This is a genomic window from Moraxella ovis (assembly GCF_900453105.1).
GTDB classification, from domain to species: domain Bacteria; phylum Pseudomonadota; class Gammaproteobacteria; order Pseudomonadales; family Moraxellaceae; genus Moraxella; species Moraxella ovis.
The window spans coordinates 1,486,312-1,499,546 of the sequence record NZ_UGPW01000001.1; the positions used below are offsets into that span (position 1 = coordinate 1,486,312).

The window sequence follows — 13,235 nt, forward strand, 5'->3', positions numbered from 1 at the left end:
CATCTGCCATCTTAGGCGTGCAAGTCTTGAAGCTTATACACATCAAAAGGCAGCTTAATTTCATAAGCCTTACATACCGCTTGTGCTGCTGACATTGTGGTCACATGGAAAACTTTGCCCTGTAGCGCGCTGCGGCGGATAGAGAAAGAATCCTCTTGCGCTTGCTTGCCTTCGGTGGTGTTAATCACAATTGCGATTTCGCCATTTTTGATGGCATCCACGATGTGCGGACGGCCTTCGCTGACTTTATTCACACGCTCACAATCGATGTCAGCTTCTGCCAGCACCTTCTGTGTGCCGTCAGTTGCCACCAATTTAAAACCGTAATTAACCAAGGCACGTGCCACTTCTGGGACGTATTTCTTATCACTATCACGCACTGACAAGAACACAGTCTTGGTCTCGCCCTCAGTTGGTAGGCCTGGCAGGCGCTCATTCGAGCCGATGATTGACTTGTAGAACGCTTCTGCGAAGGTCTTGCCAACGCCCATTACCTCACCTGTTGACTTCATCTCTGGTGATAGGATTGGGTCCACACCAGGGAATTTAGCGAATGGGAATACCGCTTCTTTCACTGAGTAGTGGCTTGGGATGACTTCTTTGGTGAAGCCCTGCTCCGCCAATGTCTTGCCTGCCATGCAGCGAGCAGCGATTTTCGCCAATGAATTGCCAATACACTTAGACACGAAAGGTACGGTACGGCTGGCACGCGGGTTCACTTCTAGGATATAGACAGTATTATCCTTAACCGCATACTGTACGTTCATCAGACCCACAACGCCAAGCTCTTTCGCCATGGCGATGGTTTGCTCACGGATTTGGTCTTGGATTTCTTGGCTTAGTGAATAAGGAGGTAATGAACACGCTGAGTCACCAGAGTGAACACCTGCTTGTTCGATGTGCTGCATGATGCCACCAATGACAACCTCTTTGCCATCAGACACACAGTCCACGTCTACTTCGATCGCATCATCTAGGAATCTGTCTAGCAGTACAGGTGCTTCGTTTGATGCTTGAACAGCGGTTTTTAGGTAATGGTGCAGTTCATCTTCGTTATACACGATCTCCATCGCGCGACCACCCAATACATAAGATGGGCGAACAACCAGCGGATAGCCAACTTCTTTGGCACGTACCAGACCTTCATCAGTGCTGGTAGCAAGTGCGTTCGGTGGTTGATTTAGGCTTAGCTGATGTAGCATACGCTGGAAGCGCTCGCGGTCTTCAGCGCGGTCAATCGCATCAGGACTGGTACCAATGATAGGTACACCCGCTTCTTCTAACGCTCTTGCCAGCTTCAATGGTGTCTGACCCCCATACTGTACGATGACACCTTTCGGGTTCTCAGTACGGACGATTTCTAGTACGTCTTCTAGCGTCACCGGTTCGAAGTACAGACGATCAGACGTGTCATAGTCTGTAGATACGGTCTCTGGGTTACAGTTCACCATGATGGTCTCATAGCCATCTTCGCGCATCGCAAGTGCTGCATGTACACAGCAGTAGTCAAATTCAATACCTTGTCCGATACGGTTTGGACCGCCACCGATGACCATGATTTTATCTTTATCGGTTGGGCGAGACTCACATTCCTCGTCATAGCTAGAATACATATACGCAGTTGATGTCTCAAACTCCGCTGCACAGGTATCCACGCGCTTATACACAGGATATACGCCCAAGCCCCAACGATGCTTGCGGAATTGCTTTTGGCTGATGCCCATCAGATTAGCAATGCGCAGATCGCTCATGCCTTTACGCTTAAACTTACGGATATTATCAGCGTCTAGGTCGCCAAAGCCTAGCGATTTAATTTCATTCTCGATTTTTACGATGTCTTCGATTTGGATCAAGAACCAACGATCAATCTTCGTCAATTCAAACACATCCTCCAAGCTAAAGCCATGACGGAACGCTTCAGCGATATAGAAAATACGCTCAGGTGTAGGAATGCTTAGACGGTTCTTAATCTCTGATTCAATGGCGTGAGTTGATTTGCCAGTCAGATCGACGATCTCATCAAAACCTGTCGCACCCGTCTCAAGGCCGCGCAATGCTTTTTGCATTGATTCTTGGAAATTACGTCCGATTGCCATCACCTCACCCACAGATTTCATCTGCGTGGTCAGCGTTGGCTCAGCTTGCGGGAATTTTTCAAAGTTAAAGCGTGGCACTTTGGTAACCACATAGTCAATCGATGGCTCGAATGATGCAGGTGTCTTACCGCCTGTGATGTCATTCTTAAGCTCATCTAGCGTATAGCCGACTGCCAGCTTGGCAGCGATCTTCGCGATCGGGAAGCCAGTTGCCTTTGATGCCAATGCAGATGAACGGCTGACACGTGGGTTCATCTCGATGACCACCATGCGACCATTATCAGGGTTGATGCCGAATTGGACGTTTGAACCGCCCGTCTCTACGCCGATCTCACGCAGTACAGCGATAGATGCGTTACGCATGAGCTGATATTCTTTGTCGGTGAGGGTCTGAGCAGGTGCGACAGTGATGGAGTCGCCTGTGTGTACACCCATCGGGTCAAAGTTCTCGATAGAGCAGACGATGATGCAGTTGTCTTTTTTGTCACGCACCACTTCCATCTCATATTCTTTCCAGCCGATTAGGCTCTCATCGATCAGAAGCTGATGCGTTGGTGATAAGTCAAAACCACGCTCACAAATCTCAATAAATTCTTCTTTGTTATAAGCGATACCACCGCCAGAGCCACCCATGGTGAACGATGGACGGATGATTACAGGAAAGCCAAAGCGTGATTGAATCTCAAGCGCCTGCTCCATCGTCTCAGCGATGTCTGCGCGTGGGCACTCTAGGCCAATTTTCTTCATGGCTTTGTCGAACAATTCGCGGTCTTCAGCCTTTTCGATGGCTTCTTTGGTCGCGCCGATCAGTTCACAGCCATACTTGGCAAGCACGCCATACTTATCTAGGTCTAGCGCACAGTTCAGTGCTGTCTGACCACCCATCGTTGGTAGGATTGCATCTGGGCGTTCTTTTTTGATAATGCGCTCAACTGTCTGCCAAGTGATCGGCTCGATGTAGGTCGCATCCGCCATTGCAGGGTCGGTCATGATGGTCGCTGGGTTTGAGTTCACTAGGATAACTCGGTAGCCTTCTTCTTTTAAGGCTTTACAGGCTTGGGCACCCGAATAGTCAAACTCACAGGCTTGACCGATGACAATGGGGCCTGCACCGATGATTAGAATGGATTGTATGTCGTTACGTTTTGGCATGCGTTAGCTTCTCTTATTTTAAATTCAAAAAATTGATGGTTTTCCAGTGTTGGAATTTTAGCTTAGATCAAAAGCGGTCAGTGATCTTTGCACTGCTCTACATATATTTCTTTTAACTCATTTTCACTTGGTGGATAAACATCGTACCAATTAAAAGCATACACTTTTTCTCTTATTGATTGCAAATCATCATCGAAAAGTATACCTTCACCTGGCAATCCTGTTTTTTCATTAACAACCAAAACTGTTAATGGTGGTAGATCATATTTATTACAAAAATGTGCAATATACCCTAAGATGTGTGCTAGTACACCTTGAGCTGGCTTTTCATACATACTCTGAGATAGAGTTTTATATGTATGAGTTTGCCTATTCATTGCTGTAGAGATTAATATCTGCCAAGCTTGCAAAGCTCTTGCTGGATGAGTTGCTTCTTCACTGAATTTTTTCACAACCATTCCCCATTTGTAGACGAATCAAGATAGGTAAATTTAATACAGTAGAGCTAGGTATTAAGCCTTAGCTTTTTCCATCTCACTCACAAAGCGATCAAACAACACAGCGCAATCATGCGGACCAGGGCTGGCTTCTGGGTGTCCTTGGAAACTAAATGCTGAGTGATCGGTCAGCTCGATGCCTTGGTTTGATCCATCGAATAATGAACGATGAGTCACACGCACGTTGCTAGGCAGGCTATCTTCATCCACACAGAAACCGTGGTTTTGGCTGGTGATCATCACTGTACCATCGATGATGTTTTGTACAGGATGGTTGGCGCCATGATGGCCAAATTTCATCTTGATGGTTTGCGCGCCACTTGCCAAAGCCAATAGCTGATGACCTAAACAAATACCAAATACAGGAATGTCCGTATTAGTAATCACGTGACGAATCGCATCGATGGCATAAGTACATGGTTCTGGATCACCAGGACCATTAGATAGGAAGATACCATCTGGGTTATGTTTTAGAACTTCATCAATCGGTGTGGTCGCAGGCACTACCGTCACATGACAGCCGCGATCGGCGAGCATTCTAAGGATGTTCGTCTTAACACCAAAGTCATATGCCACGATATTAAAGTGCTGCTCAATATCCGTACCAATCTTGGCAAAACGGCCGCCAGTTTCGGTAATCTTGGCATTTCGACCGTCGTGCGCCAGCTCCCATGAACCCTCTGTCCACTCATAGCCGTCTTGGTCGCAGCATACTTTTGCCAGATCCAAACCCTTCATGCTTGGTGCATTTTTTGCCAGTTCGATTGCTTTTTGTTCGTCAATCTCGCCATTAGCATCAGCTGTTAGGATACAGCCGTTTTGGGCGCCGGTATTACGAAGTAGTGCGGTTAGACGACGCGTATCGATGTCACCAATCGCCACCACGCCGTGTGAGATTAGGTATTCGCTTAATGACTGATCAGCACGGAAGTTACTGTGCAGTAGTGGCAGATCACGGATGATCAGACCGCTCGCCCACACCTTATGAATGCGACCCGATTCGCTGTCTTCGCTGTTGCAGCCTGTGTTACCGATGTGCGGATAGGTCAAGGTGACCATCTGATTGGCATAGCTTGGGTCGGTTAGAATTTCTTGATAGCCTGTCATGGCGGTGTTAAAGACAACTTCACCTGTCGTCTGACCGTCTGCACCGATGCTTACACCACGAAAAATGGTTCCGTCAGCTAAGGCTAAAATGGCTTTTTTTGTTGTCATGACACGCTCCGAACATGAATGGTGTGAGATTACTTGTTATAAAAATTTGAAATGAGGTGAGTGCAGGATGGGCAAATTTTAGACAAAATTTTTTGGCAAATACGCCACACTTTATCAAATCATACACCCATAAAAAAGCGAACAACTTAGAAAAATCAAATAACTTAACTTGCAAGATAGGCAAAATTTAAGTTATCTTTTTTCATGGTCGCTCGCTTTGGCACAGATTTGAGTTATTATACATAACTTTACAAAAAATGGCTAGCGCTTTTTACATTTTTTGCCCTAGCCATTTTTATTTTGAAGATGATTTGCCTAAGTCGGATTTCGTCTGTTATATTGGATGGAGTTATACACCGACAGCGCGATGAATGCCACACCAATCAGACCTGTTACGATCTCGGGCACGTGGAATTTGGTTGATAACAGCATGATGATCGCCAGCGCACCGATGGCATAATGCGCACCGTGTTCTAGATAGACGAATTCACTCAGTGTGCCTTTGTCCACTAGATAAATCGTCATCGAACGCACGAACATCGCACCGATGGCAAGGCCGATCATGATGATCACGACATCGTTAGTGATGGCAAATGCGCCAATCACCCCATCAAAACTAAAAGACGCATCCAGCACTTCTAGATACATAAAGCCTGCGATACCACCCTTTAGGATGGCTGGTGACACGCCTGCGGTGTTGGCGATAGGATTACCCTTGGCATCATACACGATCTCGTCAGGATTGCTCTCACCTTCTAGTAGCGTTGATAGCACGCTTACGCCTAGATATGCCAAGATACCCCAGATCCCTGCGACCAGAACGACACCCTCTTTGGCTTCATCCACCCAGCTCATCGAAATCATGAGTACAACCAATGCGACAAACACACTCATCGCATCCACCTTGCCAAACTTCACCAATCGTGACTCTAGCCAACTAAACCAATGAACGTCTTTATCACCGAACATGAATTTTAGGAACACTAACAACAAGAACATCCCACCAAACGCAGAAATCTCCGCATGATGCGCGTTCAGATGCTCAGAATATTTGGTAGGATTGTTAAGCGCCAAATCAATCACTTCAAGCATGCCTAGATTGGCAGTCACCGCCACGATGACGATGGGAAATACCAAGCGCATGCCAAATACCGCGATCAACATCCCAACGGTTAAGAAAATCTTTTTCCAAAAATCATTCCAGCCCTTTAGGATAGAAGCGTTTACCACGGCGTTATCAAAAGACAGTGACACTTCCATAACCGCCAAAATCGCGGTCACGCCCAGCGCCACGAGCATGCCTGACATACCGCCGCGCGAATAACCCCACCACGCAGCGATAAAGAAACACACAATTGTAAAAATAATATCAAATAAAAAATGTCGCATATCAGACCTTATGCCAAATTTTCGTTTAGGCATACAAAGAAAACCAATAATCGTCTGATTATTGGTTTTTAATATGGTGGGGACGGAGAGACTCGAACTCTCACACCTCGCGGCGCTGGAACCTAAATCCAGTGCGTCTACCAATTCCGCCACGTCCCCAAGTTGTCTATCTAGACTATCTGTCGATGTCGTCTTGATGGGCGTATTATATACGACTTTTAAAATTTGGCAAGTATTTTTTGCTAAAAATTTTAAAAATTTTATAAGTTATTGATTTAAAATATCTTTTGAATTAATAAATTTCACCCCAACGCCCGTCATGTCCGCCATCGCCTTATCCAGCGATCCATTTATATCTATCGGGGCAGTGGCGTCCATGATGACCGTGCAATCAAACCCAAACGCTACGGCATCTATCGCCGTCCACGCCACACAAAAATCGGTGGCGATACCCACCACATACACGCTATCTATGCCCCGCTCATGAAGATAGCTCGCCAGCCCCGTTTTGGTCGCCCTGTCGGCTTCCATAAATGCCGAATAGCTGTCTATGTGGCGATGATAGCCTTTGCGAATGATAAGCTGGGCTTTATCGGCTTGCAAATCAGCATGAAAAAGAGCGTCCGATGTCCCTTGTACACAGTGAGCATTCCATAGAACCTGCGTACCATAGGGTAGTTCTATCGTGTCAAACAGGGCTTTGCCGTCATGATTTTGGTAAAATGAAATGTGGTCGGCAGGGTGATAATCTTGGGTCAAAATCACGGTATCAAAATGAGCAATCAAGCGGTTAATCGTGGGGATAATCATATGGCTGTTTGCCACCGTCAGATTGCCGCCGACAAAGCCATTTTGTACATCCACAACCAATAGAGCTTTCATAAACATTCCTTTATAATATCTTTTAAAACTTACCAATAATTCTCCACCGCAATATTACCCACCCCGCGACGGTTCATCGTTAAACCTTTGACTTTTAAAGCTTCCTTGGTGTCATCCACCATCTGTGGATTGCCGCAGAGCATCACATGTGAAGTCTCTGGGTTTAGCGGTATGGTGGCATGATTTTCTAACTCGCCATTTGTGATCAGCGTAGGCAGTCTGTCATGCAGACAGTCAGCCACATCTTCACGAGTCACGATGGGAACAAAGTGAAAACGCGCCGCATTCTCTACAAGCTCACCAAAGCTTGCCTGAAGTTCTTGAATCTTATCCATATAAGCCAGTTCTGCCTGTGTTCGCGCGCTGTATGCCAATACGATGTCGTCATAATTCTGCCAAGTATCAAGATCACCAAGCATCGATAAAAAAGGCGCAAGCCCTGTGCCTGTGGCAAGTAGCCATAGGTCTTTTGGGGCAGGCTCTTGATAGCGGGCAAGGGTCAAAAAACCAAAAGGCTCGGGGTTTAAGTATAGCGCGTCGCCGACTTGTAGGTGTTGTAATTGACAGGTGAACGCCCCATCGGGCACGACCACAGAGAAGAATTCTAAATGCTCATCATAAGGGGATGACACCACCGAGTAAGCACGAAAAATCTTGGCACTGATGGCAGGCTTGGGCTGATTGGCATTCGCCATCAATTCATCAGGAGCGACGCCCAAACGCACAAACTGCCCAGCATCGAAACGAAATCCATCCGGGCGTGTCGTGGTGAAGCTAAATAGCGTGGGCGACCAGACGGTCTTAGAGAGTACTTTGATGGGTGTGGCGTTCTGATCGGACATTGTTATTCTCTTTATGATTGATATAGTTGTCTTAAGTTCGATTTTAATTGTAACAATTTTATATAAAAAAACAAGTGCCCAACAGGACACTTGTTTCATACATTAATCAACGACGTACCTTATTGAATGATGGCAAGCCCTGCCAAATTCATCAAACCATTTGGCAAAATACCAAAGAAAATGATAAGCGCAGTGACAACGAGCAGCATGATGCCCCCTGCTTTAATACCCCATTCGTGATGCACGTCAAATTCCAGATGCGCTTTGGGTCTTTGATACAGCTGGGTCAGTACGCGCAGATAATATGACAGACCAATCGCACTGCCTAAGATCACAAACAATGCCGCCCAGAAGCGCATGCCTTGTACTGATGAGAAGATGATCATGAACTTCGTCATGAATCCTGCGGTTAATGGAATACCCGCCAATGACAGCAACATCATGGTCAAGACAGCCGTCAAGACAGGTCTGCGCCAGAATAACCCTTGATAAAACCTTAGATCATCCGCCTCGCCCGAGATAGACGTCCGCCCACGCTCTTTATAAGGGCTCGACATCAAGGTAATCACACCAAAGGCACCGATAGAAGTCAGTGCATACACCGCCATGTACATACTAATCACGCCAGCACTGCCCGCACCAGCACTGAGCAGCGCAACCAAGGCATAACCAATGTGCGCAACCGAAGAATAGGCAAGCAGTCGCTTAAGGTTCGTTTGGCGAATGGCAAGCAAGTTACCCAGCAAGATCGACGCAGCAATGATTAATATCAGCACCCCGTAGAATGCATTGAGTTCTGTAATCATGGTGGTCGTCAAGAAGCGGATCGCCAATGCCATCATGGCAACCTTACTCACGCTCGCCAAGAATGCCGCCACAGGTGCAGGCGCACCCTCATAGACGTCAGACACCCACGCATGAAATGGCGCGGCTGACAGCTTAAAGGCGATTGCCACCACCATCATGATCGCACCGAGTGCAAACCACATGCTTGCCTGACCATGCACAAGTGCCAACCCAAGCTCTTTAAAGCCCAATACGCCAGTATCAGCAAAGATAAATGCCATGCCCATAAGCAGTGTGGCGGACGCTGTGGCGGACAAGACCAGATACTTAAGACCAGACTCCAACGAACGCGAACGCATGAACGCATAAGCCAGCATGCCATACATCGGCACGGATAGTAGTTCTAGCGCCATAAAGAACGATGCCAAATGCGTCGCACACGCCATCAACATCGCCCCAAGCGTGCTAATAAGCATGAGCAGATACAGCTCATCTTTATTATCAGTTAGCGTCTGGAAGTAGCCATAAGCCAAAGTACAGCAAGCCAAAGATGCAATTAGAATGATCGCAATGTTAAATACAGCAAAGCCATCCACCACAAATAGCATATTCGATGCGCCACTTGGCAATACGCCAAATGCTTGCGCGATTAGCGTGATGAGTGCGGCATTTAGTCCGATTACCGTTAAGGTCGCCGACCAAAAATGCGAACGCTTGATTGCGATGGCAAGCATGACGATTACTGCCGTCAGCGCAACGATCACCATCGGCGCTAGAGACATTAAGGATTCGATTAGATGATTCATGAAATTTTCTCCTTAATTACCATGCTTGCTGTGATCGTGTTCACCATGACCGTGTTCATGATGCTCATGTCCATGATGATGGTGATGTCCGTGGTGGTGATGGCGTCCATGCACATGATCAGCGATGCCGTGCGGCGCGTTATGCTTGGCAGGCAGTTCATCAGCATACGCCTTAGCAATCCAGCTCATCGCAGAATCAGAGGTGTTTAGCACAGGCTGAGGATACAGACCAAGCCAGACCAGACCAATACCAAGAACGCTTAGTAGCGATAGCTCACGCTTACCCAGATCTCTTAGGCGGCCACCGTTTTCTTTGGCTAATTTTGGTGCGGTATTATCCCCAAAAAGTGCCTTATAAATCAAAATCAACGAATACAATCCGCCAAGCACAAGGCTAATTGTCGCAAGCACCACAATCACAGGATACTGATCGAACGAACCAACCAAAATCAAAATCTCGCCGATAAAGTTGCCCGTACCAGGGATGCCAAGCAATGCCGCACAGAAGAACATCAGTAGCGGCGCAAAATAGCGAAATTGACCCCACATACCGCCCATCAAGTTCAGATCGCGCGTATGCAGACGCTCATAAAGCTGACCCGCCATGATGAACAGTGCCGCACTAGATAAACCGTGAGCGAGCATTTGCACCATCAAGCCCTGTAGCGAGATGATATTGCCAGCATAAATGGCAAGCAGGGCAAAGCCCATGTGTGAGATACTGGTATAGGCAAGCAGGCGCTTGATGTCGGTTTGGGCAAATGCCAAAAATGCCCCATAAAAAATCCCAATCGCCCCTAAAACTATCGCCACAGGGGCAAATTCAGCAGATGCGGTGGGAAATAACGGCAATACAAAACGCAGCAAACCAAACGCCGCCGTCTTAATCAAAATCCCCGCCAAGTCCACCGAACCTGCTGTTGGGGCTTGGGCGTGGGCATCAGGTAGCCAGCCATGTAACGGAAATACGGGCAATTTGACTGCAAAGCCGATAAAAAAGCACAGCATGATGGCATATTCCCATTTGCCCAAATCCAGTCCCAACAAATCATGATACGCAAAACTTAGCACGCCTGTTTGACTAAAATGAATGATGACCAGCATCAAGATGCCGATGAGCATAATCAGCCCAGATACTTGGGTGTAGATAAAAAACTTCGTGGCGGCGTATTCTTTGGTCTTACCGCCTGTGGCGTTATGTCCCCACAAGGCAATCAAAAAGTAAATTGGCAATAGCATGAGTTCCCAAAAGAAAAAGAAAAGGAACAAATCAATCGCCAAAAAGACACCGATGACACCGCCCAATGACCATAATAGGTTAAGATGGAAAAATCCCACTCGGCGGGTAATCTCGCCCCACGAACAGCCGACCGCCATAACACCCAAAAATGCCGTCAACGCAATCATGAGCAGCGACAAACCATCCATCGCCAGATGAAAGTTAATGCCCAAAGACGCAATCCAAGGCACAATAAACTCAGCCGCCCATGGTAATGCGCCGTCCTCGGCTGCATCATTTGTTACGATAAGACTGCCAAAGTCGCCCTGTTGCCACAGTACCAAACTCACCCCAAAGGTGGCAAGCATGGCAAATAACGCTATCCAACGTGGCAATTTGTCGTTTACTTTTTCAATCAGCCAACACAAAAATCCCGCCACAAAAGGAATGGCAATCAATGTCGGCAAAAGCCAATTTTGTTCCATCATCTTATACCACCATCATTATTGCCAAAAGTAGCACAACTGCCAACCCCAAGCCGAAGCTCACCGCATGAGAGCCCAGTCGCCCTGTTTGAGTTTTGGTCGTAAGCTTATTGCCCACGCTTGCCAATGCTGGCAAAATGTTCCAAAGTTTGTCCACAGGGTCGCTCTTTAATAGCTTGCAAATCGCCAAAAACGGCCTAACAAACACAATGTCATAAAGAGCGTCAAAACCCAGCCCATGATAGCACCAATAAGTACACGCCCCACCAAAGGCAGAATTTGTCCATTTTGTCAAAATCTTACCCTTGTCAAGCACATACAAAAAGTAAGCTGCCGCCAAGCCAAGTGCGGTTACGCCCACAGCGATAATCTCGGCGGTGTGCTTGCCGTCTGTAAGGGCACTAACCACACTCGCTGGCAAGACATTTGCCAAAGGTGGATGAATCCACGCCCCAATCCCTGTCGATAGCACCAGTAGCACCGCCAAAGGCAGGGCATAGCTGATACCAGATAGCTTCTCGCCATGCGTTTTTTCTTGCCCAAAGAACACGAGATAAATCAAACGGAAGGTATAAATTGACGTTAAGAACGCCCCAAACACGCCTGCCCAAAACAGGCTCATGTGTCCTGTGGCATAAGTTTCCCACAAAATCGCTTCTTTGGAATAAAAGCCAACCGTTACAAAAGGCAAGGCAACCAACGCCCCACCACCAACGACAAACGACCAAAACACAAGGGGGATTTTTTTACGCAGACCGCCCATCTTAAAGATGTTTTGCTCATGGTGTGTTGAGATAATCACCGCTCCACTGGCTAGGAATAACAAGGCTTTAAAAAATGCGTGCGTCATCAAATGAAAAATCGCCACTTGCCACGCCCCAACGCCCAAAGCGATGAACATATAACCAAGCTGGCTCATGGTAGAGTAAGCAAGCACACGCTTAATGTCAGTCTGTGCCAACGCGCAAAATCCTGCCACGAGCATAGACAACGCCCCCACACCACCAACCACATACAATAGCACGTCAGGGGTCAGCATAAAGACAGGGTGCATACGGGCAATCAGATACACCCCTGCGGTTACCATGGTAGCCGCGTGAATCAGAGCCGAAACAGGCGTAGGACCCGCCATGGCATCGGCAAGCCAAGTGTGCAGTGGAATTTGAGCTGATTTACCAAACGCCCCACCCACAAGCATGAGAGCGGTCAGCACCATGGTAGGATTATTGACGGTAAACAGCTCGGGAGCTTTGGCGATGATAGTATGAATGTCTAGCGTGCCAAACTGTTGGTACAACAAAAACAGCCCAATCGCCAAAAACACATCGCCCACACGGGTTACGGTAAATGCCTTGATAGCCGCCCGTCCATTAGCTCGGTTGTGATAATAAAAACCGATAAGTAGGTAAGAGCAGATACCCACGCCTTCCCAGCCCAGATAGAGTAGGAGTAAGTTATCCGCTTGTACAAGCAATAACATACTTGCCACAAATAGATTTAGATAACTAAAAAAACGGGCATATCCTGTCTCGCCTTTCATATACCAACTGGCAAACAGATGAATCAAAAAGCCCACGCCTGTGATGATGGCGGTCATGGTCAAGGACAAACCGTCCAACGCCAAGCCAAATTTTGGGGCAAAACCGCCCACCGACAACCACGTCCACAGTGTCGTAAATACCGTCTTATCACTGCTGTTCGCCAAATAATCCACACCCACAACTGCCGTGGTCAAGGCGGACAAACCCATGACTCCCACGCCGATTATCGTGGCAAGTTTTTCTGAAATTCTATCTCGCCCTGTGGCTAATATCAAAAAGCCAATCAAGGGGAAAATAAAGGTCAATGCTAACAAATTCATACCGC

9 protein-coding genes and 1 tRNA gene are annotated in these 13,235 nt (G+C 47.3%); all 10 read right to left on the minus strand.

Features of this window, described 5'->3' with window-relative positions; translation table 11 throughout:
- Positions 1-11: 11 nt before the first annotated feature.
- Complete coding sequence (gene carB, locus DYD54_RS07160; RefSeq protein WP_063514338.1) at positions 12-3,248, minus strand: carbamoyl-phosphate synthase large subunit; 3,237 nt, start codon at positions 3,246-3,248, stop codon at positions 12-14.
- A gap of 77 nt (positions 3,249-3,325) precedes the next feature.
- A complete protein-coding gene (locus DYD54_RS07165) occupies positions 3,326-3,700 on the minus strand; it encodes a hypothetical protein (RefSeq protein WP_147285081.1) in 375 nt (124 codons plus the stop codon).
- Between the two features lie 60 nt (positions 3,701-3,760).
- A complete protein-coding gene (carA, locus tag DYD54_RS07170; protein ID WP_063514340.1) occupies positions 3,761-4,960 on the minus strand; it encodes a glutamine-hydrolyzing carbamoyl-phosphate synthase small subunit in 1,200 nt (399 codons plus the stop codon).
- A 315-nt stretch (positions 4,961-5,275) separates the two neighbouring features.
- A complete protein-coding gene (locus DYD54_RS07175; protein WP_063514341.1) occupies positions 5,276-6,349 on the minus strand; it encodes a DUF475 domain-containing protein in 1,074 nt (357 codons plus the stop codon).
- A gap of 74 nt (positions 6,350-6,423) precedes the next feature.
- Positions 6,424-6,508 (minus strand) — tRNA-Leu (locus tag DYD54_RS07180).
- Between the two features lie 108 nt (positions 6,509-6,616).
- Entirely contained in the window at positions 6,617-7,231 is a 615-nt protein-coding gene (locus DYD54_RS07185; RefSeq protein ID WP_084260653.1) for a nicotinamidase, read from the minus strand.
- Between the two features lie 29 nt (positions 7,232-7,260).
- Positions 7,261-8,073: a ferredoxin--NADP reductase gene (locus tag DYD54_RS07190; RefSeq protein ID WP_063514343.1), complete on the minus strand. Its 813-nt coding sequence runs from the start codon at positions 8,071-8,073 to the stop codon at positions 7,261-7,263.
- Between the two features lie 119 nt (positions 8,074-8,192).
- Positions 8,193-9,665, minus strand: coding sequence for an NADH-quinone oxidoreductase subunit N (locus tag DYD54_RS07195; RefSeq protein WP_063514344.1), 1,473 nt, complete (start codon positions 9,663-9,665; stop codon positions 8,193-8,195).
- A gap of 12 nt (positions 9,666-9,677) precedes the next feature.
- A complete protein-coding gene (gene nuoM, locus DYD54_RS07200; protein WP_172459606.1) occupies positions 9,678-11,369 on the minus strand; it encodes an NADH-quinone oxidoreductase subunit M in 1,692 nt (563 codons plus the stop codon).
- A 4-nt stretch (positions 11,370-11,373) separates the two neighbouring features.
- A complete protein-coding gene (gene nuoL, locus DYD54_RS07205; RefSeq protein ID WP_063514345.1) occupies positions 11,374-13,230 on the minus strand; it encodes an NADH-quinone oxidoreductase subunit L in 1,857 nt (618 codons plus the stop codon).
- Positions 13,231-13,235: the final 5 nt, after the last annotated feature.